We start from the raw sequence: 24,441 nt of genomic DNA, 5'->3' as shown, positions 1-24,441 counted from the left end.
CATTCGTGATCAAAAAAATAGTATTTACTTAACAAAACAAAGATATGAAAATAAATCCTTTGTTAATACATTTCTTATGTCTAAAAAATATCCAAAAGGCATTCAGAATTATGAAAATATCCTTTTTTATTCTTTTTGTTTGTGCTTGTCAATTGTTCGCAGTGAATACAGAAGCGCAAAATGCTGTTATCGAATTGAACTCAAACAAAATTTCGATAGAAGAGCTTTTTAAAGAAATTGAAAAACAGACTGATTATCTGGTAATCTATAGTACAAGCGGTCTTCGTTCAAACTTTGAATTATCATTAACGAAAAAGAAAGCAAAAGTATCCGAATATTTGGAGGAAGCTTTAGCCGGACATAACTTGAAATATGAGTTTGTGAATAATTACATAATCTTGTCGAGTTTGGAAATAAAGAAATCCCAACAGGATAAAAAACAATTGCAAGGAACAGTTTATGACCAGAATGGAGAACCTGTCATTGGAGCGAATGTAATAGAAAAAGGTACTCACAATGGAACAGTCACAGATATTGATGGTAAATTCTCTCTTACCATAGGAAAAAATAGTTCTTTGGAAATTACCTTTATCGGTTATTTGGCACAATCTGTAACTCCTAAAGATAATACAATCAATATTTATCTGAAGGAAGATTTACAAACTCTTGATGAGGTAGTTGTAGTTGGTTATGGTGTACAGAAAAAGGTAAATGTAATTGGGGCTGTAGCTGCAGTTAATTCTGAATCGATCGGAAACAGACCTGTGACTAATATATCCAATGCTATTCAAGGTTTGTTGCCAGGAGTGTCGGTAACTTCTGATACAGGACAACCAGGGCGTGATAACCCCACATTGCGTGTTCGTGGAACTGGAACATTAAATAATTCGAATCCTATGTATGTTGTGGATGGAATGCCTGTAAGCGGTATCAGTGACATTGATCCGAATGATATTGAAAGTCTATCTGTCCTGAAAGATGCTTCATCTGCTGCTATTTACGGATCACGTGCTGCTAATGGTGTAATTCTTATTACCACCAAAAAAGGAACGGAAAGAGCTCCCCGTTTAAAATATGACGGATATGTTGGATGGCAGAATGCAATTAGTTTACCGGAATATCTGTCTTCTGCGGAATATGCAGAGTTGTATAATAAAGCTTTGATTTATGAAGGTAAAGCTCCGAGATATACAACGGAAGAGATCGCTCTGTTCAAAAATGGATCTGATCCGGATAATTATCCGGATACGGATTGGCATGATTTGTTTTATAAGACAGGGTTTATGCAAAATCATAGAGCAGAAATAAGCGGAGGAAATGGTGGAACGTCCTATATGTTTTCGGTAGGTTATTTAGGACAGGATGGTATCGTTAAGAATTCTGAATATGATCGTTATACAGTAAGAGGTAATGTGAATTCGAAAATAAGCAATGTGATTACAGCCGGTGTAAATTTGTCTTTTATGTATGGGGATATGAAAGAACCTATTTCTGCAAAAACAGGGTCGACAGGCTCTTTATTCACTATGATAAATACAATAGCTCCCTTTGTCCCTTATAAATATTCAAATGGCTATTATGGTTATAATTCCGATGGTAATCCGATATCCAATTTGGATATTAATAATATAAATAACGAAAAATGGTACTCGAGTCGTGCTGTAGGAAATATTACTTATGAACCGGTTAAAGGATTAAAACTTCAGGAAAATGTTGGATTTGAATACAAAGCGAATGTAGCGGAATGTTTTAAAAAAGATCAGCAGTTCTATAATTGGAAAACAGGTTCTCCTAGTATGTATATTGGTCCTAATAGTCAAACGGATGAACGTAATAATCAATTACGTGTCAATTTGCAAACATTAATTAATTATAATAAGACTTTTGGGTCTCATGATATAGGTATTATGGGAGGATTCGAACAGGAGTACACTCGTTATGACTGGACAAAAGGATATCGGATCAATTTCCTGAATAATGACTTATGGGAATTGAATGCCGGTTCTCCGGATGGACAACAAGCTTCTGGTTCTGCCTATGAAATAGCTCTCCGTTCTTTCTTTGGTCGTTTAAGCTATATTTACGATAACAGATATTTATTGGAGCTCAATATCAGAAGGGACGGAACTTCCCGCATTGCTCAAAGTACACGATGGGGTAATTTCCCTTCTTTCTCTGCAGCTTGGAGAATTATTAATGAATCGTTTATGGAAGGAACCCGAGGTATTTTGTCTGATTTGAAACTTCGTGGAGGCTGGGGTAGATTAGGAAACCAGGCGATATCCAATTATCCTTATCAATCGGTTCTTGCACAGAAGAACTATGCTTTGGGTGGTTCTGTTTATCAGGGGGTTGCTCCTGTAGATGGAGCAAATAAGAACATCAAATGGGAGACAACGGAAACGATCAATTTGGGATTGGATGTTGCTTTCTTATCCAATCAGTTTGTTTTGTCAGTTGATGCTTATAAGAAAAAGACATATGATATATTAATGAAATTACCGGTTAGTCCGCTTTACGGATTATCAGCTCCTTATCAAAATGCAGGAGAGGTTCATAATACAGGGGTTGAACTTCAATTAGGATACAAATATGCACATAAAGATTGGACTGTGGATGTTACAGCGAACACTGCTTATAATAAAAATGAAATCGTTGATTTAAAAAATAACGGTGCACGCATTTGGAACGGATATAAATTCCTGCAGGAGGGGTATTCTATTGATTCCTATGGTGGATTTATTGTAGACGGTATTTTCCAAAATGAGGAAGAAGTCAAGAATAATGCTGTGATAAATAGAGCAAATGCCGGTCCGGGTGATTTTAAGTATAGAGATGTAAAAGAGGATGGCGTTATAGATGCAGAAGACCGTGTTTATCTAGGATGTAGTACTCCTAAATGGATATTTGGTTTAAATTTGTCTGCTACATGGAAAAATCTGGATGCATCGGTATTCTTCCAAGGTGCTGCCGATGTAAAAGGATTTCTTCATTCATGGGCAGTCGGTGAATTAATGGGAGATAAATCAAAGCCCTCTTCTCTGTATCGAGATGCATGGGATGCAGAGACCAATCCTGACGGAAAATTTCCAAGACCGTTGTCTTCCTGGTCGCAGAACAGTAGTGTATATTATAATTCGTCATTTTGGATGAGAAATGCTTCTTATTTGCGATTGAAAAATCTCCAGATTGGGTATACAATACCAAAAGAATGGTTGAATATCCTTAATATAGAAAAAGTACGGTTTTATTATAGTGGTCAAAATATGCTTACCATTACAAAATATCCAAAAGGATTTGATCCGGAAAGAACATATACTGACGGCGGTTCCAATCCTCTGTTAAGAGCGCATACGTTTGGTGTAAATATTGTTTTCTAATTTAATAAGATGAAAAAATGAGAAATATAATTTATTCGATAATGGGTGCGCTGTTTTTATCAGCGTGCAGCAGTGATTTTTTGGAAAGAAATCCATTGGATCAGCCTTCAAACGAAGGATTTTGGAATACGGAAAAAGATGCTGTAGCTGCGGCTATGGGATGCTACGACGGGTGGTTTTCAATGACAGAAGTGATATCTTTAGATTGTGCTTCCGATAATGCACATGATCCGTTCCCTTGGGAAGGATGGTCGGTTCAGGCTTCTGGGTATGCAACTCCTTCTGATCCGGGAACAGATTATTTTGGATATAGCAAAATGGTCCGTTACAATAATTTTCTGGAAAATATTCATCGTCCAGAAATGGATGATGCATTGAGAGCCAGACTGACTGCGGAAGTCCGATTTTTGCGTGCATGGGATTACTTTTGGAAAGTTCTGTTTTATGGTGATGTTCCTTTAGTAAAAGAAGTTTTACCTATAACAGATGCGAATAAACCGCGTAATCCGAAAGAAGAAGTTATTCAGTTTATTTTGGACGAACTTACCGAGATAACACCTCAACTGGAAATTAAATATACAGGAAATGATGTGGGGCGTGTTACTCGTGGAGCAGCATTGACATTGAAAGCGAGGATGTTGTTGTACAATAATCAATATGCAGATTGCCTGAAAGCATGTGAAGAAATTATGAAACTGGGATATTCCTTGTTTCCTAATTACAGAGGCTTGTTTCGAATTTCGAACAAGAATAATCAGGAGATAATCATGGATGTTCAGTATGTTGAAAATTTATATTCTAATGGGACATTGGGAATATTGCCTCCTGCCAGTTGCGGGGGGTGGTGCTCTATCAATCCGACACAAAGTTTGGTGGATATATATGAATGTATAGACGGAAAAACAATAGAAGAATCTCCTCTTTATGATCCTGACCAACCTTATCAGAATCGTGATCCTCGACTTAGTGCCAGTATTTTATGTCCGGGTGACCTGTACGAGGGAAAATACTATGATCCGATAGATCAGAACGATCCCAATGGGGATTATTATGCTCCTTACGGACGTTCAAAAACAGGTTATCTGGTTCGTAAATATGTGGATGATTTGAGTGATTATGCAGATATGTGGAATACGGCAATGAATGCTATTGTAATGCGTTATGCGGAAGTCTTATTAATGTATGCAGAATGTAAAGTAGAGTTAGGGGAAATTGATGCTTCTGTTTATGATGTACTTAATGAACTTCGCAGTCGTGCCGGTATGTGTGAAGTAGATAAAACTGTTTATATAACTCAAGCCAAAATGAGAGAACTCGTGAGACGTGAACGTCGGGTAGAATTGGCTTTGGAAGGATTACGCTGGTTTGATGTTTGTCGCTGGAAAATCGGTGAGGAGGTGATGCCTGGGCAGGTTTACGGATGTCGTTTAGGAACAGTGGATCCTGTAACTGGTAAATTGGCTTTAACAAAGGAACGGATCAAGACGGAAGTTCGGATTTTTGATCCAGCCAAGCATTACCTGTGGCCAATTCCGCAAACAACGATTGATGCAGCTTCTGAGATAAAACAAAATCCGGGGTACTGATAAAATATCCGGTATAACTAATCAAGGCAAAACTGATTGTCTGTTTTGCCTTGACTTTTATAAAAGATCACTATAATGAAAAAAATAATCTGTTGTATTTTTCTACTTTTTTCTTTACATCAGTTTTTAATGCCCCAAACTACCGGACGGATATCGTTAGCCGGAGATTGGCGGTTTGAACTGGATTCGGCTGACATTGGCGAAGAAGAATTATGGTATACAAAAACATTAATCAATAGTATAAAACTGCCGGGTATTACGGATGAAGGTGGTTATGGTCCAGAAGTTATTGAGACAGGAAAACTGTCCCGGTTGCATAAATATATAGGGAAAGCATGGTACCAGATGGATATAAGCATACCTGAAAACTGGAAAAATAAAAATGTATCCCTTTGTTTCGAGCGGATAATGTGGAAAAGTAAGTTGTGGTTAAATGATCAATATATTGATGCGCAGGAATCGTTATTGACACCTCACTATTATTTTTTAGGTAAGTTATCTCCTGGTACTTATAGGTTAACTCTATGTATTGATAATCGGGAAATCTATCCGATAGGAAATGAATGGGGACATAGTTATGGCGAACAGACACAAATTATCTGGAACGGAATAATCGGAGAAATGATCATGTCGTCACATCCGGATGTACAAATCAGCCAGATACGTACTTTTCCGGATGATACGGGACAATTAGATATTGAAATTTCAGTTTTGAATCGATCCCAAAAGGAACAGAAAGCAAAACTGTGTTTTGAATTAAGGGACAGGAAAACTGGCAAGGTGGTTAATACAATGGAGTCGAATTGTCGGATAACTTCCGGAAGAAACAGGATCGTTGAATCTCTTAAAGTCTCTGATGTAAAACTTTGGGATGAGTTTTCTCCTTCTTTATACGAACTGAACTGTTCTTTGATGAGTAAATTAGGAAATGATGTTTATGAACCTGTTATATTCGGATTTCGTTCGATTGGAAAAACAGAGGATTATATAACGGTTAATGGTTTGGAACGTTACTTGAGAGGAAATCTGGATTGTGCCGTTTTTCCATTGACAGGATACCCGGCCACAGACAAAAAGAGTTGGCTTCATATTCTTCGGTCCTATAAAGATTTTGGTTTAAACCATGTCCGTTTTCATTCATGGACTCCCCCTAAAGCTGCTTTTGAAGCAGCAGATGAACTCGGCTTATATATATTGAGTGAAATATTTTGGCGGGATGGATGGATGGGTAAAGAATTGGATATCGAAAAGGTGGAACCTTTTTTACATGCGGAGTTAAGGAGGATAGCTGATTCTTATGGAAATCATCCCTCTTTGGTCATGCTGGCAATGGGGAATGAACTGGGGGGATTTGATCGTAATAAGTTGGACCCCTGGATAAAGGACGTTAAAGAACATGATCCGCGGCATTTTTATACAGCATCGGTCAGACGACCTGTTACAGCGAATTCGGATATCAATTTTCAAGGGGATCTTTCATCTCCTTATCCGTTACTTTTTATTAATGAAGGACGATTATCCACGGATTGGGATTATTCCAGGTGGTATGGAGATGCCTCTCCGTTACCATCTATTCAACATGAAGTCGGGCAATGGGTGTTTTATCCTGACTGGAATGAAGTAAATAAATATACAGGAAATTTGAGAGCGCGATCGATGGAATCATATAAAAAACTAGCCTTGAAGCATGGTGTATATGAGCAAAATAAAGAATTTACACAATCTTCCGGACTCCAATCTCTTACTTTGTATAAGGAGAATGTGGAATCTTTATTGAGAACTCCTTATTGTGGAGGTTTTCAATTGTTAAGTATTCAGGATTTTCCGGGACAAGGAGTGGCTTTGGTCGGCTGGTTGGATTCATTTTATGATAACAAAGGGATTGTTACACCTAAAAAGGTTAGAAATTGGTGTAATACGACAGTTCCGCTTATGCGAGTACCATCTTATATATATATGTCAGTCGATACATTGAAAGTTGGAATAGAAGTTTTTCATTTTGCCAATAAAGATATAGAAGATGCAAGGATCGATTGGCAATTAAGGAATGATAATGGTTATGTATGGGATAAAGGGACTTTCGATCATTATGATATTAAAAATGCGGTATTGAATAAAATAGGATTTTTATCAGTACCATTGAATAAAATAGATCGTTCACAGAAACTGGTTCTGGAGGTCTCAATACGTGATACGGAGTATAAGAATAACTGGAATTTATGGGTATTCACCGAACAGAAGGATTTAAAAGATAATTCAGTGAAAGAAACAACTTCTGTTACAGAAGCTATTGATTATCTTAAAGCTGGAAAGAATGTTGTTTTGTGGGCACATCGGTTGGGAGGTAATAAAAATGCCGGATATGCTCATTGGAAACCTACTTTCTGGCAGGCGGGAGATCAGGGAAATGAAGGGTTCACGAACGGAGCGGTTATTCGAAACACACATCCGGCATTCAATAATTTTCCGACCGACAACTATTTGGATTTTCAGTGGTTTGAGATTTGTCAGGGTGGACGTGGTTTTGATTTAGAAGGATTTCCGTCCACTATACGTCCTATTGTACAACCGATTCATGATTTTCATTTTAATCGTAAATTAGGTTCCATCATGGAATTTGTAAGTAAAGAAGGAGGACGTATTTTAATATGTGGGTATAATTTGGTGGATTCGTTGGAGAAGAGACCGGCAGCGCGGACTTTGAAGAACAGCTTGCTACGATATGTCGCTTCCTCTGGTTTTCAACCAAGTGACATTATTGATTATGATTGGATGAAACGTGAATTGTATGATATAAACACATCTTATTTAGCCTCTGGTGAATTTGAAAAGGCGTATCTCTATGTAAAGGCCGGAGGCCGTTGGGAGCAAAACGGAGTAACGGAATGGGCACTTGAAAAGGATGCTTCTACATTTTATGAAACAGATAAATATGGTTATCGTGTTCATTGCGATAATATAATAGTAGATAAATCATTTTCGGCATGGCAGGGAAAGAAGATTGAATTGGACTTGAAATTGCCATTTGATTTTGATGGTGTAATTAAATTATTCCTCTGTAATCCTGATAATAAGGTTAGAAAAGGAACTGTTTTTTTCAATGGAAGAGAAACAATTGTCGATCATATTCCGCGTGAAGGGAAATGGGTTACATTTAAGTTGAATCCGGGAGAAACCTTGTTAGGTAATATCGGTATTACGCTTACAGGCCTTGACGGTAGATCTTTGTTGGTTGGTGAAATAGCCTTGATGCCTAAACAATAATATTTTATGAAGAGCGTGAAAAAGTATATAAATAAGTTTTTAAGTGGGATCATTTTCTTTTGTATGTTTTTTGCGGAAGTGTATGCAGGGAATGTTTCACGGATAAACCTTTCAATGAATACTGACTGGGCTTTTTTTCGGGGTGATATTGAAAACGGTGAATCTATTACGGCTGATGATTCCTGTTGGATGCCGGTTTCAATTCCGCATATTATGCAACTGGAGAGGAAACATTGTGGTGGAGATGTGATTTATGATGGGATAGGTTGGTATCGTCGTTATTTTACTCTCGATCCTGAATATAGAGATAAAAATATTCGTATAGCATTCGAAGGTGTGATGACTTCATGCAAAGTCTATCTGAACGGGTATGAAATAACTGAAAATCATGGTGGATATATTGGCTTTATTGCAGATATCACGGGAAAGGTCAACTTTGATGGAAATAATGTCTTGGCAGTACGGGTCTCCGCAGAATATGATCCGTTGACTCCGCCGGGAAAACCACAGAGCGATCTGGACTTTTATTATTACAGCGGCATATACCGGGATGTGGAAATGATAATTTCAGATAAGCTTTATGTTACGGATCCTCTGGAAGAGAATGAAATAGCCGGAGGAGGAGTTTTTGTCACGTATCCCGAGGTGAGTAGAGAAAAGGCAAAGATACATATAAAGACTCATGTCAGGAATCGGTACAATATTCCCAGAAAAGGATATCTTCTCACTCGTTTGATCGATTCGGATAATAAGGAAATTGTTTGTCAACGGCATCTCTTTTCATTAAAAGCTGGTGCAAGTATTCACTTGGAGCAAGATTTGTCAGTTGATAATCCTTCTCTTTGGTATCCTTATTGTCCTTGTTTGTATGAATTGAGAACAGAAGTGATAGTTGACGATAAAACGGTGGATAAGGTCACCCGGCAAATTGGGATACGTTCTATACAATATACGACAGAAGATGGCTTTCTTATAAATGGAGAAAAATTGTATATGCGTGGTGCAAACCGGCATCAGGCTTATCCCTATGTAGGGGATGCCGCTTCGAATTCAATACAGGAAAGAGAAGTAATTAATATGAAACAGGGTGGTTATAATGCGGTACGTGCAGCCCACTATCCACATGATCCGGCTTTTCTTGACGCTTGTGATAAATATGGACTGTTGGTTGTAGAATGTATACCGGGTTGGCAGTATTTTAATAATGATACAACTTTCATAAACCGGGTTTATGAGGTTTGTCGTAGAATGATCAGGCGTGACAGGAATCACACTTCGGTTGTTTTATGGGAGACAGCTTTAAATGAAACGCGTTATCCGAAGGAAATTGCTAAGATACTTTATGGGATAGCACATGAAGAATATCCCGGTGATCAAATGTATACGGCTGGAGATTATTTCGGTCATACGGATCTGGTGGATTGTTATGATGTGTTCTATAAACAAGTAGCCCGTTTCCCGAAAGACGGTAATGTAATGAGCAATTATACGGAGGATCAAGTTGTAATTAAGCCGTTACTAACTCGAGAATGGGGAGACGGAGCCGGAGAGAAACCTCGTGTGAGCATAACAGAGAATGGGAGAGAATTGCTTGAACAATGTAATACTCGTTATGAACAGCTGGAAGGAAGAGGTTATTTTGATTGGTGTATGTTGGATGCTAATGAACGTTTAGGAGGACATTTCCTATGGAGTTATAATGATTATAATCGCGGAAGCCAGGAAACGACAATGTATTGTGGCGTTGTGGATATAAATCGTGCCCCAAAGTTCAGTTATTATATGATGCAGAGCATGCGTGATAAAAATATAAGTCAAGCTGGTTTATATGAAGGGCCGATGGTGTTTATCGCTTCCTATAATATGCCTTCGGAGACAGGAGGGGCTTTATCCCCAATCACTGTATTTTCTAATTGTGATGAAGTAAAACTCTATCAGAATAAACGGCTTATAGGAACACAAACTCGGTTGGAGCGAACCTCATTCCGTCCTAATATAGTAAAAAAAGGAGGAAGTCCGGATTTTGTTTTTTATCCGGATAGATATGAACAAGGAGAATTAATGGCTGAAGGTTTATCTGCTGGCAAAATTGTAGCCACACATGTGGTACGTACCCCTGGGAAACCACACCATCTGGAAGTCTTTTTTAATCATAAAAATGTGATGCCGGTGGCGGATGGAAGTGATATGATACCAGTTTATATAAAGGTTTGTGATGAAAACGGGACATTAGTGAATAACGCTGCAGATTTGATTACTTTGTCAATACGTGGACAGGGAGAGATCATAGGTGATGGTATTGAACGGGTAGGTATTAGTCGTCAACGGGTAGAAGGTGGTATTGGTTTTGTTTTTGTCCGGACTGGCAAATATCCCGGAGAGATAATAGTTAAGGCTGAAGCGAAAGATCTGCAGGAAGGGATAGCAGGCATAAAAAGTATCCCTTATGACGGTCTATTCGTGCCGGACGGTATTCACGCTTCTTTTAAAGGGAAAGAAGAAGATGGCGTAGTGGAAAAGATGAATATAAAAGAAAGGATGTTGCTAAATCTTCCTGTGATAATTCCTCGAGAGGTTACAGCGACCAGCTCTCATGTTTCTTATCCTGTAGTAAATCTCGTAGATGGAGATGATCGTAGTTGGTGGATTGCGGATACGGATAGTCTACCTCAGGTTGTGACTTTTTCGTTTGATGAACCTGTCGATATAAAGGCAAGTCGTATTCTTTTTCAAAAGGATAGTTCTTTGTACGGACATACAGTTGAAGTGTCATCTGATGGAAATAATTGGAGTTTGGTCTATGAGCAGGAGTGTACCGGTTGGGAGTTTAAACCGATAGAATTGAATTGTAGAAAAGTGAAGTGTTTTCGGGTTACAATTCATAGTGTATCGGAAGGACGTGCTGGTATGGGAGAAGTTACTTTGTTTGGGAAACGTAATGCTGATTGATTTCCAGGAACTGATAGGGAATATTAGAATTTTTGCGTGGTAGTTTGGAGATAATCATGTATATTTGCAAGTTATAAAAATATCTGGACTGTTTTTTCAGATATCATTTAACGAGGATTTATATGGCAAAGAAAGCAACTACAACAAAACAAAATAATAATAATGAACCGGGTAAGTTCGCAATGATGAAAATGTTTTTCACTAATGAGCGTACCCGTTTCATTACAGGATTGGTAATAGCAATTATCACCATTTATATAGGATTAGCTCTTATTTCTTTCTTCTTTACGGGAGGGGCCGATCAGAGTAAGATAGAAAACGTTCCGTTGGCAGACTTGCTGACCAACAGAGGTTCCGTAGAGAACTGGACGGGAGTGCGGGGAGCTGTCCTGGCAGACCTGCTGATGAACCGGTGGTTTGGGATATCTTCTTTTATGATCCTGTTTTTCCTGGGGTCGGTAGGAGCTAAATTGATGAACCTGCGCCGGGTATCGCTGTTGAAACGGTTTTTGTTTTGTGCAGCCATGCTGATTTGGGGATCTATGTTTTTTGCCTTTGTCTTTATCAGCGGATATGAAGATACGTTCATTTATCTGGGAGGACAGCACGGATATTACCTGTCGGAGATGATGATCACGAATGTCGGTATTCCCGGAACGATACTGTTGTTGGCGGGGGTGTTTCTGATCATCGCCATATTCTCTAGCAAACGGACGATACCGTTCCTGCAAAGTGTCCTTTCTTTCGGATGGTTGAAGAACCGTTTGAAAAGGGAGAAAAAAGAAGTATCGGAAGAAGAGGATATCCATGAAGATGATGAGGAAGAGGTAGCAGATCAGGTAGTGACAGACCAGCCGGACGAACGCCCGGAAACAGAAGAATTTGTTTTCGATACTGAAAAAGAGATAGAAACAGCCCGCAAGGAAGAGAGCCGGAAGAAGACGGAGGTTTATTCAACGATCTCCCATGATGATGCTTTTGAAGTGACAGTGCCGCAGGAAGAAGAAGTGTATGATGCTCCGAATGCGGAAAATCAGCCTGATGAGCCGGAAGATCTTCCCGGAGATCCTCGTTTTACGGTGGAAGTCCCGGCAGGAGACGATGAAGTGTATGATGCTTCTTCATTAGGTGAGTACGATCCGAAACTGGACTTGTCCGGCTTCCGTAATCCACCGATCGAATTGCTGAAAAAATATGATGTAAGCGACCATCAGGTCGATATGGAAGAACAGATGGCTAACCAGAAACGTATCAAGCAGACGCTGGAAAGTTTCGGTATCAGCATTGCCTCTATCAAAGCAACCGTCGGTCCGACTATTACCTTATATGAAGTGATTCCCGATACCGGGGTCCGTATTTCAAAAATTAAGAATCTGGAAGACGATATTGCCCTGAACCTGTCGGCTTTGGGTATCCGTATCATAGCCCCGATGCCGGGTAAAGGTACGATCGGTATCGAGGTGCCGAATAAGGATCCGCAGATTGTATCTATGCAGTCGGTCGTTGCTTCACGTAAATTCCAGGAATCGAAATATGACCTGCCGGTTGTGCTGGGTAAGACGATTACGAATGAAATCTTTATGTTCGACCTTTGTAAGATGCCTCACCTGCTGGTGGCCGGTGCTACCGGACAAGGTAAGTCCGTCGGGTTGAATGCCGTGATCACTTCTTTATTGTACAGGAAGCATCCGTCGGAACTGAAGTTTGTCATGGTCGACCCGAAGATGGTAGAGTTCGGTATCTATTCCGATCTGGAACGTCATTATCTGGCGAAGTTGCCGGATGCGGACAAAGCGGTAATTACGGACTGTACAAAAGTTATTATGACGCTGAATTCCGTTTGTAAGGAAATGGATGACCGTTATGAATTGCTTATGAAAGCGCATGTGCGTAATATCAAGGAATATAATGCCAAATTTATTTCCCGTCATCTGAATCCGGAGAAGGGGCATAAATTTATGCCGTTTATCGTGGTGATCATCGACGAGTTCGGTGATTTGATCATGCAGGCCGGTAAGGAGATTGAAACACCGATCGCCCGTATTGCCCAGAAAGCACGTGCCGTCGGTATCCATATGATCATTGCAACGCAGCGTCCGTCTACCAATATCATTACCGGTATTATCAAGGCAAACTTCCCGGCCCGTATGGCATTCCGTGTGATGCAGATGGTCGATTCGCGTACGATTCTGGATGCACCGGGTGCCAATCAGTTGATTGGTCGTGGTGACTTGCTGTTCTCACAGGGAGGCGATACAAATCGTGTGCAATGTGCGTTTGTCGATACTCCGGAAGTGGAACAAATCGTCAATTTTATCTCCGGTCAGGCCGGATATCCGACTGCTTTCCTGTTGCCTGAATATGTAGGTGAAGGTGGTGAAGACAAGGCTCCGGGATCAGTGGATCTGTCAGACCGTGATCCGTTGTTTGATGAAGCTGCCCGTCTGATTGTGATTCAGCAGCAAGGTTCAACATCTCTGATCCAGCGTAAGTTTGCTATCGGTTATAACCGTGCCGGTCGTTTGATGGATCAGTTGGAGGCTGCCGGAATCGTCGGACCGTTTGAGGGTAGTAAGGCCCGTCAGGTCCTGATCCAGGATGAGTATAATCTGGAACAGTTACTGAATTCCCTGAAATAATATGTCCTTTAGTAAATGTAGTTTATGGAAAGAGAGAGAAAAATAAGAATATGGCGGGGAATCGCGTTTGTGGGATTTCTGTTGTGCCTTCTTTTTGGAACAAGAGTGATAAGCCAGGCTCAGAATCCGGTATCTATCCTCGATAAAGCGGCTTCTGCCTACGAAAACTCGAATGGTATAACAGCCTCTTTTGAACTGAATACCCGTTCGGATGTACATAAAGTATCGGAAAGTTTTGAAGGAACGATCAATATGAAAGGCGATAAATTTACGTTGGTCACTCCTGATATGATAACCTGGTTCGACGGGACTACCCAGTGGACTTATGTGGAACGGAATGACGAAGTGAATGTGAGTACGCCGAGCGGAGAGGAATTGCAATTTACCAATCCGGCTTTGTTGTTACGTGTATATAAGAAAGGGTTTACTCCTAAGTATATAGGGGAAAGCACTGCGTCGAACGGAAAAACGGCTTATGATATCGAACTGACACCAAAGAAAAAAGGCGATATTATCAAAGTCGTGTTGCAAATCGAGAAGTTCTCCAATTTCCCTGCATCGATCAGGATCGAAGCGAAGAACGGAGTCAGCAACACGATTCATATCAGCCAATTGAAGACAGGGATAAACCAACCGGATGACTTTTTTGTTTTTAAAGAAAGCGAATATCCGGATGCAGAGGTGATAGACCTCAGGTAAAATAGAAGCGATGAAATAACAGCCAATTATCAATATTCAATTAACATAAAAAGTATGAGCGATTCAATAAATGAAAAGGTTCGTTGCCTTATAATAGGTTCCGGTCCTGCAGGATATACAGCAGCAATCTATGCTTCCCGTGCTAACTTGTCTCCGGTATTGTATGAAGGTATTCAACCGGGCGGCCAGCTTACTACAACAACAGAAGTGGAAAATTTTCCGGGATATCCCGAAGGAATCACTGGTCCGGAACTGATGGAAGACTTGAAACAGCAGGCGCTTCGTTTTGGTGCAGATATTCGTTTTGGTATCGCGACGGAAACGGATCTTTCGGCTGCTCCATACAAAATTACAATTGACGGGGAAAAGGTTATTGAAGCGGAAACGGTAATTATTGCAACCGGGGCAACTGCTAAATACCTGGGTATTCCGGATGAACATAAATATGCAGGAATGGGTGTATCTGCCTGTGCTACCTGTGATGGTTTCTTCTATCGCAAGAAAGTGGTGGCTGTTGTCGGTGGTGGTGATACGGCTTGTGAAGAGGCTATCTATCTGGCCGGACTGGCTAAACAGGTTTATCTGATTGTGCGTAAGCCTTTTCTGCGTGCTTCGAAAGTTATGCAGGAACGTGTATTTAACACGCCGAATATTATGGTATTGTTTGAACATAATACAATTGGTCTGTTTGGTGAGAACGGGGTGGAAGGTGCCCATCTGGTAAAACGCATGGGCGAATCGGATGAAGAAAAGGTGGATATCGCTATTGACGGTTTCTTCCTGGCTATCGGACATAAGCCGAATTCCGATATTTTCAAACCGTGGATCGATACGGATGAAGTAGGATATATCAAAACCGTACCCGGTACGCCACGTACGAAAGTTCCGGGAGTTTTTGCTGCGGGCGATGTGGCTGATCCGCATTACCGCCAGGCGATTACGGCTGCCGGAACTGGTTGCCAGGCCGCTATAGAAGCAGAGCGCTACTTGTCCGAAATTGGAAAATAACGAAAAAGTAGTACCTTTGCGCCACTCAATAAATAAGTGGAAATGAGAAAGTATTGCCTGTTATTTCTGGTCTTTTTCCTGCTTCAAGCGATTGGAGCGGTTGAATCTCCTAAGCACGAAATCCGTGCGGTTTGGCTGACTACCATCTATGGTCTCGACTGGCCGAAGAAACCGGCTACAACGGAAGCGGGGAGAAAAGCACAGCAACAGGAGTTATGTTCTATGCTGGATAAATTGGCTGATGCCAATTTCAATACAGTGTTTTTGCAGGTTCGTTTGAGGGGTGATGTTATTTATCGCTCGGCTATTGAGCCTGCTTCCAAAACTTTCTCAGGAAAATACGGAACGATGCCCGGATATGATCCGCTGGCATTTGCAATAGAAGAATGTCACAAACGGGGGATGGAATGCCATGCCTGGTTTGTGACATTTCCTGTTGGTACGGATAAGGCTGTGAAGGAACAGGGGAAACTGTCCGTTGTGAAGCGCAAACCCAAACTGTGCAAGCGTCATAATGGCGAATGGTATCTTGATCCGGGTGTGCCGGAGACAGCCGATTATATTTTGTCGCTGGTGAAAGAGCTGGTAAACGGATATGATATCGATGGTATCCAGTTCGATTACATCCGTTATCCGGAGCAGGCAAAGACGTTTCCGGATAAAGCGGTTCATCAGAAGTATGGCAAGTCTACCCGTTTGGCGGATTGGCGGCGTGAGAATATCAATAAAATGGTATACCGTATTTATGACTGGGTGAAACTGGCAAAACCCTGGGTTCAGGTCAGCAGTTCGCCGTTGGGTAAATATAACCGTATCGAACGGGTTCCTAATGCCGGATGGACGGCGTACGAAAGTGTTTTCCAGGACCCTAAAATGTGGATGGAGAAAGGAAAACAGGATATGATTGTTCCGATGATGTATTACCTGCATGATAACTTTTTCCCCTTTGTGGATAACTGGGTGGAAAATTGTAACGGACGTTTGGTTGTTCCAGGTTTGGGAGCTTACCGGATGGATAAGTCGGAGGCGGACTGGACGGTAAATGATATCACAGACCAGATAGATTATAGTCGTTATTATGGTGGTGCCGGTGCTACTTTTTTCCGTTGTGAGAATGTTCTGGATAATACAAAAGGACTGTATAATGAACTGAAAGATAATTATTATAAATATCCTGCTCAGTTATTTCCGCTGACCTGGCTGAATGACCGTGTTCCTATTGCTCCGGATGAAATTCGTGTGGATCGGGAAGGGGATGAATTGAAATTGTCCTGGCAGAAGCCGTTGGAAGAAAAAGAGGATTTAACCTATACGGTTTATTATTCATTGACGGATTCGATCGATACGGCATCGGCCAAATATATGCTGGCGACAGGGATAAGGGATACGGTTCTGTATCTGCCTGTCGGTCCGAATGAAGAAAGAGGATATAGTTTCAGTGTCTCGGCCTCTACCCACTATCATATAGAGAGCCTGCCGTCTCCGGAAACGTATTATTACCTTTCCAGATTTCCTAAATAATATTAACGATTAGGAGCGGATTTACGAAAGCACTATCTTTGTGCTGAATGAAAAAAGCTGTAACATATTTGTTTATCGTTTTTCTGGCGTCTCTTATTTTTTATGGAGGGGCCGGAGTGAATTTTATTACCTACTGTTGTGGCGATTGCCGTACGGAAGGTGTTGCAGTTTTATTGAATGATAATTGCTGTGAAGTGCATGGTCATGACTGTTGTGATGAGGCGGCAGAAGCACCTGTATGTTCTTCCGGCTGCTGTGAAGATGACTGTTGTGATCTGGAACGCATCAGTTTTGACTGGAGCAGTTTTAATAACCCCATTGTAGAATTACAGCCGGTAGTGGTCGACCTCTTGTCGTTTGGCTCTTCCTTTGCCTCACTCGTGCCGGTTCCTTCCATAAAAGAATTTATAGCACAGAATCAGGATGGACCACCCATTGTCTGTCCCCGTATTTATTTGAATTTATTGACTGCACTTTTGATTTAGCAGGTCTTTATCTACTTTTCCCTTGATGGAAAAGTAGTCAAAAGATCAAGGCTGCACCGGCTTCACTGCTTCGGTGAAAGATTCCGCTGTCGCATCTGAACTCGCTTCGCTCAAACAGCAGATGCTCCTACCGCTCCATCTTTCCCCTTTGCGGACGTTCACCCGCTGAGGCCTTGACAAGAACGCAACGCGTTCTCTTAGGATGGCCGATACAGATAGTTGTGTAAGAGACTGATACCTATATAACAGGTGGTTTTGGCGATCCCAAAAGGAAGCTCTGCTTCCTCTGAATTAATGATTATAACTCAAATGTAAGACATGTTGAAACAACTCTATCTTATTATAATATTGACTTTCTGCGCAGTTTTTGCCCAGGCGGAGGAAGTAAAAGGGCATGTGTTTGATGATAACAACCAGCCGATCATCGGGGCGAATGTTTATTGGGAAGGGACCCAACAAGGCACGACTACCGATGTAGACGGCGCATTTGAACTGAAAACAAGAAAAAGTACAAACAAACTGGTTGTAAGTTATATCGGTTATGAAACGTTTGTCATGCCGGTAACGAATACAGATGAACCTCTGGTTATAAAGCTGAAAGGCGAAGTAGCCTTAGAGGAAGTCGTGATCAGCGAGCGTAAAATAGGAACAATCGCTTCGCGTACCAGTGTGTTGCAAACTCAGAAGATCACCTATGATGAACTTTGCCGTGCTGCCTGTTGTAATCTGGCGGAAAGTTTTGAGACAAATCCTTCTGTGGATGTGTCTTATGCCGATGCAGCAACCGGAGCTCGCCAGATTAAGCTGTTGGGATTGGCCGGAACATATGTGCAGATGCTGACGGAAAACTATCCGAATTTCCGTGGAGCAGCTTCCTTATACGGCTTGGATTATGTTCCGGGTGCCTGGATGGAAAGTATCCAGGTCTCCAAAGGAACCTCTTCCGTAAAGAACGGATATGAGGCATTAGCCGGGCAGATCAATGTTGAATTTAAGAAACCGCCTACGGCTGATATTTTTTCTGTAAACCTGTTCGGTAGTGATGCCGGACGGTACGAAGGAAATGCGGATGCTTCCTGGCATATCAATGATAAGGTTTCGACCGGTTTACTGGTGCATTATTCGAACGATAAGAAACAGCATGACGGTAATGATGACGGTTTTCTGGATACACCTTTAAGAGAACAGGTCAACCTGATGAACCGCTGGTATCACAAACTGGATAACTATGTAGCCCAGTATGGAGTTCGTTACCTGCACGAAAGCCGTACGGGAGGGCAGGCCACCAAACATCATGATTTTACGGATCCGTATCGTGTGCAGTTGAATACGAACCGGGCGGAGTTATATACCAAACAGGCTTATATCATTGATAAGGAAAAGGTGGAGAGCGTAGCCTTGATTCTGTCCGGTTCTTATCATGAACAAAAGTCCATGTATGACCGTACTCCTTATAATGTATATCAGAACAATGTCTATGCGAGCCTGCTCTATGAAAAGGAATTTTCTCCGGCCCATAGCCTGAGTACCGGTTTGAGCATGAACTACGATGGTTTTAACGAGAACCTGTTGCAGAATGATGTGCGTAAAGTGTTCGACCGTACGGAAGTTGTTCCGGGTGCCTATGTACAATATACTTACAACCTGAATGATAAGCTTATACTATTAGGCGGCATCAGGGCAGATTACAGTTCTTTGTACGATTTCTTTGTTACGCCTCGCGTACATATTAAATATAATCCGTTCGACTGGTTTCATGTCCGTGCTTCTGCCGGTAAGGGGTTCCGTACGGCTAATATTCTTGCAGAAAACAATTTCCTGTTATCCAGTAGCCGTAAAATGAATATTGCGGATAATCTGGATCAGGAAGAAGCCTGGAACACTGGCGTTAATTTGTCATTCTACATTCCTCTGTTTGGAAAAGAACTGACGCTGACCGGCGAATGGTATTATACCAACTTCCTGAAGCAGGTAGTTGTCGATATGGATAGCGATGCCCATGCCGTCAGTTTTTATAACCTGGACGGTAAATCCTATTCAAACAGTTTCCAGGTGGAAGCGACCTATCCTTTCTTCCGTGGGTTTACACTGACTGCCGCCTACCGTTATACGGATGCTAAAACCGATTACCGGAATGCAGAGGGTGTGACACAGCGCTTGAAGAAACCGTTGGTAAGTGATTATAAAGCATTGGCAACCGCATCTTATCAAACCCCGCTGAAGAAATGGCAGTTCGATTTGACCGGACAGTTCAACGGAGGAGGCCGGATGCCGACACCGGATGCAACAAATCCGCTGTGGAAGCCTAATTTTAATGCTTATACAGTTGTGAATGCGCAAATTACAAAGTATTTTCGCAGATGGTCCGTCTATGTCGGCGCGGAGAACTTGTTTGACTATAAGCAATCTCATCCGATCATAGATGCGGAAAATCCGCGGGGAGACAATTTTGACGGTTCGATGGTCTGGGGACCGGTTCACGGACGGAAGATATATGCCGGCCTGCGTTTCAACATCAGCCGTGATTAAATAACAGAAAATATTTACCAATTAATACAGATACATTATGAAACAGTTAGTAGTAGCATTGATTTGTGCCGTTTTTACTCTTTCTACGGTTTATGCACAGGATGCAAAAAAGAAAAAAGATACCGTTACTTTCTTCGTTGAAGGGATGGAATGTGCCAATTGCCAGAAAAAAGTAGAAAAGAATATCTCATTCGAAAAAGGAGTGACCGATATGAAATGTGACCTGACTACCCGTACGGTAGTTGTCACTTACAAACCGGATAAAACCTCGAAAACCAAACTGGCATCAGCCTTTAAAAAGATCGGTATGGAGGCAGTGCCTGTGGACGATGGAGCCGGATGTCCTGTCGATCCTGCGAAAAAAAAGTAAGCAGTCTATATCCGTTAACACGGAAATTCGTTAGAACATCTTATCTTTGCAAAGCATACCTGTAGGGGGCGGATCTATGTGTCCGCCTCTTTTATGAAAAAAAGTTCGTAAAACATGCAGCGTTTTGCACGAGAATAACATCATAATATTTGTACGGCCTCGTAAGAGGTGAGAAGGCACACACTGAATGGATGAGACACAACTGATAAATGGTTGTAGGAAGGGAGACAGGCTGGCTCAGAAAGAGCTTTACGAGAGGTATTCCCGCAAAATGATGGGAGTTTGTCTGCGTTATGTGAACGACAGGGAGACTGCTCGTGATTTGCTGCAGGATGGATTCGTTAAAGTTTTTACCAGTATGGACTCCTATTCGGGAATTGGCTCATTCGAGGGGTGGATGCGAAAGATCTTTGTAAATTGTGCATTGGAATATTTGCGTAAATCAGATGTGCTGCGCGAATCGACTGATCTGGATAATACGGCGGAGTTGATCCAACCGGATGCTTCGGTTATCTCCAATATGTCGGCGGCTGAACTGATGCAGCTGGTACAGGAGTTACCTGCCGGTTTCCGTACGGTATTCAACCTGTTCGCAATTGAAGGGTATTCGCATAAGGAGATCAGCGACATGTTGAATATAACGGAGAGTACGTCACGTTCACAGTTTACGCGCGCCAAACAGATGTTACAAAAGAGGATTAACGCATTGTATTAAGAGGAAAGAATGGAAAAGGAAAGAGATACATTTGATGATTTGTTCCGCTCGAAATTGCAGGATTTTGAGGTGGATACAATGCCGGGGGACTGGGAGGCCATAGCCGATCGTTTGCCGGTAAAAGCGCCGGTACCTTTCCGCCGGACATTACGCTACTGGGCTGCGGCAGCCGTAGTTTCGCTGTTGATGATAACAAGTGGCGTTTATTTATTCAAGTCAGAGAAGGAAGCGACTCCTTTGGCTGAAAAGATCGAACAGGAAACAAAGAAAATAGAGACGGAACTGGCAAAAGAGACGGAAGCGTCTGTTACTCAGGTAGAGCCTGTCGAGGAAAGAATTACTGCATCACCGGTTGCAGCAGTGCAACAGCCGGTGATGCAGGCAACATATAAGGCGACTGTAAAGGTTGCTGAAAATGAACCTGCCGTTATTTCTTCAGATGATGATATGGAGGAGAATGCAGAAGTTATAACACTACCGGATAATACTGCTGTTGTTGAAACAGAAGAAGTTGCGCAGGATTATCCGGAAGTGGGTTCTGCTGATGATACCCGTTCGTTGATAGCGGATGCGGCTCCTGTCGGTAAGAAAGATAAAGAAGTATCTCCACGCAGATGGGGATTTGGCATGGGAGGCGGAAGTGTAACTGCCGGAACAAGTAATTCACTGAATACATATGCTTTGAAGAATACATCGCTTACGGATCAGGAGTTATTGTTTTTGAATTCTGCTAATTTTGAGAATTCAGCGCGAAAGACAAATGTAAAACATAAGACACCGGTTTCTTTGGGGATGTCAGTGAGTTATTCTTTAAATAACCGGTTTGCTTTAGTAACCGGTTTAAATTATTCGTTATTGTCTTCTTCGTGGGAAACATCCGATGCATACCATAATAAAACGAGTCAGAAACTTCATTTTATAGGTATTCCGTTGTCTTTGACATATAGAATAGCTGAATGGAAACGTTTCCAGGTTTATGCGGCAGCGGGAGTCATGACAGAAGTGAATGTGGCGGGTAAATTGGTTACGAAAAAATACATGCATAATGAATTATATGAAAAGGAAGCTGATCATATTCGTATGAAAGAATGGTTCTGGTCGGTGAATGCCCGTGCCGGTGTAAGCTATCCTTTGCTTCGTTTTGTAAGTCTTTATGCGGAAGTAGGGGCTGATTATTATTTCGATAATGGCAGTTCGATCGAAACTGTCCGTTCCGAAAAACCATTTAATGTAAATCTGCAGGCCGGTTTCCGGTTTGGCTTTTAATAAGAAACAAATACTAATAACATAAAAATTAAAAGACAGAAAATGAAGAAGCTAAAATCTTTAGGCGTGGTTGCCGCAGCAACTATTTTGTTGACCTCTTGTTTGGATGGTAATAATGAGAGAAGTTTAAACGGTTTTGGAGTTATAGAATTATCTATGGATGCTATGGGGAATGTTGCCTATATAGATGATTATACCCCTGTATATTCTCCTGCATTCAAAGATTACAAAGATGGTGATTGTATTTTTTTTACTAGCACTTATAGTACTGATGACCCAGCGAATAATGGGACGAAAAAATATTTGACGGTAACCAATGCAGTAGCGTCAAATCCATTAGACAAGGGAGAATTTGTGACTTACATTGATACAGCTAATATTATACCTGGTGAAATTGCAGCTCTGAATGTAGGGGTATTGGATTATTCTTATACTCAGTATTCATTTACCAATCATAATTATTTGTTTATGGGTTCGAGTCATGAAAAAGTGGCTTTAGATCAACCCAATAGATATATTTTGCAGTGGGATTATAATCAGGAACCTCAAACTGTAGATGGAAAACGTGTTTATGATTTCTTTTTACGTGTTGTGAAGAATGGTGATGGAAAGGGAGTTGCTGGCACTAATGCTTTTAATTATGTATTTAACACAAGTAGTTATTTCAAAACTTTACAGTCAAGAGAAACTGCAGCTGGAAATGAAACCTTAAATATTAGATTTAACTATATCAAAGAGTTTAATAAAGATTCAACAGCTGCAACATGGGGCAAATCTCAGATTTTCCAAACAGCCATTTACAAGGAAAATAAATAATAAGATAATATTATTATATGAAAAAGGGGATTCAGTATTGAATTCCTTTTTTTGGCTAGTACATATATTTAGAGGTAATTTATAGTACGAGTAAGATCTGTAATGAGCATTGGATTATCCTTTCTCATTAACTCTATTAATACCGATGCTTTTGACGGATCGGCTTTTATTGCTTGTAATTCCTGTTCTGTGATACCAACCAGCTGCATAAAGTCCAGTTTTCCGTGGATTGTATTTACACCGGGGACTTCTGTGTCATTTACAATCAGTAAGGCTGTAATGGCTGATTCGACATCCCAATTAATGGATTGTCCGTTACCTGCTATGAATTGCAATGGTTCGAACCAACGTTCCTGGGTAAAAGTATAGCGAGCCAGGTTACTCATCATGCTGATGGCCCATTGACATTCTTCACTCGTTTCGACCGGTAGTTTTATGGTCATCTCGTATCCCCATTTGCTAAATTCGTTTTCCTGTGCTTCTTCGTTGGCATATAATTCGCTCATGCCATAGGTAACAAGATGTTTGTAGCCGTTGGGGGAGGTGTAGATGCTGTATCCGTCAAGATACTCGTCACCACCCATCATCGCTCTGGAAATGATGTTGGTGCCGAAATGTTCCGGCTCTTGTCCGGGATAAAGTTTTTCGAAACATTCGTCGATAGCATCCCATCCGGGAGCCCAGTCTTCATGTTCCTCTGCATATTTTTTATATTCTTCTTTGTTCATAACCGTATGTGTTTGTTATGAACAAAGATAGAAAGAGTTTCCGGGAATAAAGATTTTAGTCAATAAACTTCTTGATTTGTTCCAGAAGGGCCCCTTTTTCCATTACTCCGGAAGTACGCCAGACTATTTCACCCTTTTTGAAAATGATTAAAGTCGGAACGGACTGGATCCGGTACAGGTTGGCGACAGCTTCGTTTTTATCGACATCGATTTTCAGAATACGTGCCTGGCCAACCAGTTCCTTGCCTAACGCTTCCACTGTCGGACTCATTACTTTACAGGGACCACACCAAGTGGCAAAGAAGTCAACCAAAACCGGTTTATCTCCATGTATGATATCTTTGAAAGTTTCCATATTGCTAGTATTTATGATTGCAACAAACAATTATTTATCTTCATTTATAACAGTTACTTTGTAGTGGTTGTTCATTAGCCAGTGTGGTAGAGCTATGACGAAAGACATCGGTAGGTAGAGAGTGTTTAATA

16 protein-coding genes are annotated in these 24,441 nt (G+C 41.2%); 14 read left to right on the top strand and 2 right to left on the bottom strand.

What is annotated here, in order from left to right; all coding sequences use genetic code 11:
- Positions 1 to 44 precede the first annotated feature (44 nt).
- The 14 genes from HMPREF1535_RS02220 (at position 45) to HMPREF1535_RS02155 (ending at position 23,227) form a co-directional block, all read left to right on the top strand.
- Positions 45 to 3,380, top strand: coding sequence for a TonB-dependent receptor (locus HMPREF1535_RS02220; RefSeq protein WP_233584417.1), 3,336 nt, complete (start codon positions 45 to 47; stop codon positions 3,378 to 3,380).
- 17 nt (positions 3,381 to 3,397) lie between these two features.
- On the top strand, positions 3,398 to 4,966 hold the full coding sequence (locus tag HMPREF1535_RS02215) for a RagB/SusD family nutrient uptake outer membrane protein (RefSeq protein WP_046145170.1): 1,569 nt from the start codon (positions 3,398 to 3,400) through the stop codon (positions 4,964 to 4,966).
- Positions 4,967 to 5,095: 129 nt separating this feature from the next.
- A complete protein-coding gene (locus tag HMPREF1535_RS02210) occupies positions 5,096 to 8,230 on the top strand; it encodes a sugar-binding domain-containing protein (protein ID WP_046145169.1) in 3,135 nt (1,044 codons plus the stop codon).
- 6 nt (positions 8,231 to 8,236) lie between these two features.
- Positions 8,237 to 11,179 carry a glycoside hydrolase family 2 TIM barrel-domain containing protein gene (locus HMPREF1535_RS02205; protein WP_052716636.1) on the top strand — a complete coding sequence of 981 codons (2,943 nt, stop codon included), beginning with the start codon at positions 8,237 to 8,239 and terminating at the stop codon, positions 11,177 to 11,179.
- A 122-nt stretch (positions 11,180 to 11,301) separates the two neighbouring features.
- Positions 11,302 to 13,818 (top strand): FtsK/SpoIIIE family DNA translocase, encoded by a 2,517-nt coding sequence (locus tag HMPREF1535_RS02200; protein ID WP_046145168.1) that lies wholly within the window; start codon positions 11,302 to 11,304, stop codon positions 13,816 to 13,818.
- 24 nt (positions 13,819 to 13,842) lie between these two features.
- Positions 13,843 to 14,517 carry an outer membrane lipoprotein periplasmic chaperone LolA1 gene (gene lolA1 / locus HMPREF1535_RS02195; protein WP_046145167.1) on the top strand — a complete coding sequence of 225 codons (675 nt, stop codon included), beginning with the start codon at positions 13,843 to 13,845 and terminating at the stop codon, positions 14,515 to 14,517.
- Between the two features lie 54 nt (positions 14,518 to 14,571).
- On the top strand, positions 14,572 to 15,525 hold the full coding sequence (gene trxB, locus HMPREF1535_RS02190) for a thioredoxin-disulfide reductase (RefSeq protein ID WP_046145166.1): 954 nt from the start codon (positions 14,572 to 14,574) through the stop codon (positions 15,523 to 15,525).
- A 42-nt stretch (positions 15,526 to 15,567) separates the two neighbouring features.
- Positions 15,568 to 17,046, top strand: coding sequence for a glycoside hydrolase family 10-like protein (locus HMPREF1535_RS02185; RefSeq protein ID WP_046145165.1), 1,479 nt, complete (start codon positions 15,568 to 15,570; stop codon positions 17,044 to 17,046).
- Between the two features lie 47 nt (positions 17,047 to 17,093).
- Positions 17,094 to 17,531 carry a hypothetical protein gene (locus tag HMPREF1535_RS02180; RefSeq protein WP_046145164.1) on the top strand — a complete coding sequence of 146 codons (438 nt, stop codon included), beginning with the start codon at positions 17,094 to 17,096 and terminating at the stop codon, positions 17,529 to 17,531.
- A 318-nt stretch (positions 17,532 to 17,849) separates the two neighbouring features.
- Complete coding sequence (locus HMPREF1535_RS02175) at positions 17,850 to 20,060, top strand: TonB-dependent receptor (protein WP_046145163.1); 2,211 nt, start codon at positions 17,850 to 17,852, stop codon at positions 20,058 to 20,060.
- 37 nt (positions 20,061 to 20,097) lie between these two features.
- The gene (locus tag HMPREF1535_RS02170; protein WP_007657419.1) at positions 20,098 to 20,430 is read left to right on the top strand and encodes a cation transporter; all 333 of its coding nucleotides are present in this window, start codon (positions 20,098 to 20,100) and stop codon (positions 20,428 to 20,430) included.
- A gap of 187 nt (positions 20,431 to 20,617) precedes the next feature.
- The gene (locus HMPREF1535_RS02165; RefSeq protein WP_046145162.1) at positions 20,618 to 21,145 is read left to right on the top strand and encodes an RNA polymerase sigma factor; all 528 of its coding nucleotides are present in this window, start codon (positions 20,618 to 20,620) and stop codon (positions 21,143 to 21,145) included.
- A 9-nt stretch (positions 21,146 to 21,154) separates the two neighbouring features.
- On the top strand, positions 21,155 to 22,411 hold the full coding sequence (locus tag HMPREF1535_RS02160) for a porin family protein (RefSeq protein WP_046145161.1): 1,257 nt from the start codon (positions 21,155 to 21,157) through the stop codon (positions 22,409 to 22,411).
- A gap of 42 nt (positions 22,412 to 22,453) precedes the next feature.
- Positions 22,454 to 23,227 carry a BFO_2992 family lipoprotein gene (locus tag HMPREF1535_RS02155; RefSeq protein WP_046145160.1) on the top strand — a complete coding sequence of 258 codons (774 nt, stop codon included), beginning with the start codon at positions 22,454 to 22,456 and terminating at the stop codon, positions 23,225 to 23,227.
- Between the two features lie 68 nt (positions 23,228 to 23,295).
- On the opposite strand, the gene HMPREF1535_RS02150 is transcribed toward HMPREF1535_RS02155, so the two are convergent.
- Positions 23,296 to 23,955 carry a suppressor of fused domain protein gene (locus tag HMPREF1535_RS02150; protein ID WP_046145159.1) on the bottom strand — a complete coding sequence of 220 codons (660 nt, stop codon included), beginning with the start codon at positions 23,953 to 23,955 and terminating at the stop codon, positions 23,296 to 23,298.
- Between the two features lie 55 nt (positions 23,956 to 24,010).
- Entirely contained in the window at positions 24,011 to 24,325 is a 315-nt protein-coding gene (gene trxA, locus HMPREF1535_RS02145; RefSeq protein ID WP_472467380.1) for a thioredoxin, read from the bottom strand.
- Between the last annotated feature and the right edge of the window lie 116 nt (positions 24,326 to 24,441).

Source organism: Parabacteroides goldsteinii DSM 19448 = WAL 12034, from assembly GCF_000969835.1.
Classification (GTDB): Bacteria; Bacteroidota; Bacteroidia; order Bacteroidales; family Tannerellaceae; genus Parabacteroides; species Parabacteroides goldsteinii.
The sequence above is the reverse complement of the archived record's forward strand: the minus strand, read 5'-3'. Positions and strand labels throughout refer to the sequence as shown.

What these genes read in the sequence shown, in the direction of transcription:
- HMPREF1535_RS02175 (WP_046145163.1), top strand. Translation starts at nt 17,850, where the DNA reads ATGTTGAAACAACTCTATCTTATTATAATATTGACTTTCTGCGCAGTT.
- HMPREF1535_RS02180 (WP_046145164.1), top strand. Translation starts at nt 17,094, where the DNA reads ATGAAAAAAGCTGTAACATATTTGTTTATCGTTTTTCTGGCGTCTCTT.
- HMPREF1535_RS02150 (WP_046145159.1), bottom strand. Translation starts at nt 23,955, where the DNA reads ATGAACAAAGAAGAATATAAAAAATATGCAGAGGAACATGAAGACTGG.
- HMPREF1535_RS02210 (WP_046145169.1), top strand. Translation starts at nt 5,096, where the DNA reads ATGCCCCAAACTACCGGACGGATATCGTTAGCCGGAGATTGGCGGTTT.
- lolA1 (WP_046145167.1), top strand. Translation starts at nt 13,843, where the DNA reads ATGGAAAGAGAGAGAAAAATAAGAATATGGCGGGGAATCGCGTTTGTG.
- HMPREF1535_RS02160 (WP_046145161.1), top strand. Translation starts at nt 21,155, where the DNA reads ATGGAAAAGGAAAGAGATACATTTGATGATTTGTTCCGCTCGAAATTG.
- HMPREF1535_RS02200 (WP_046145168.1), top strand. Translation starts at nt 11,302, where the DNA reads ATGGCAAAGAAAGCAACTACAACAAAACAAAATAATAATAATGAACCG.
- HMPREF1535_RS02185 (WP_046145165.1), top strand. Translation starts at nt 15,568, where the DNA reads ATGAGAAAGTATTGCCTGTTATTTCTGGTCTTTTTCCTGCTTCAAGCG.
- HMPREF1535_RS02215 (WP_046145170.1), top strand. Translation starts at nt 3,398, where the DNA reads ATGAGAAATATAATTTATTCGATAATGGGTGCGCTGTTTTTATCAGCG.
- HMPREF1535_RS02220 (WP_233584417.1), top strand. Translation starts at nt 45, where the DNA reads ATGAAAATAAATCCTTTGTTAATACATTTCTTATGTCTAAAAAATATC.
- HMPREF1535_RS02155 (WP_046145160.1), top strand. Translation starts at nt 22,454, where the DNA reads ATGAAGAAGCTAAAATCTTTAGGCGTGGTTGCCGCAGCAACTATTTTG.
- HMPREF1535_RS02170 (WP_007657419.1), top strand. Translation starts at nt 20,098, where the DNA reads ATGAAACAGTTAGTAGTAGCATTGATTTGTGCCGTTTTTACTCTTTCT.
- trxB (WP_046145166.1), top strand. Translation starts at nt 14,572, where the DNA reads ATGAGCGATTCAATAAATGAAAAGGTTCGTTGCCTTATAATAGGTTCC.
- HMPREF1535_RS02205 (WP_052716636.1), top strand. Translation starts at nt 8,237, where the DNA reads ATGAAGAGCGTGAAAAAGTATATAAATAAGTTTTTAAGTGGGATCATT.
- HMPREF1535_RS02165 (WP_046145162.1), top strand. Translation starts at nt 20,618, where the DNA reads ATGGATGAGACACAACTGATAAATGGTTGTAGGAAGGGAGACAGGCTG.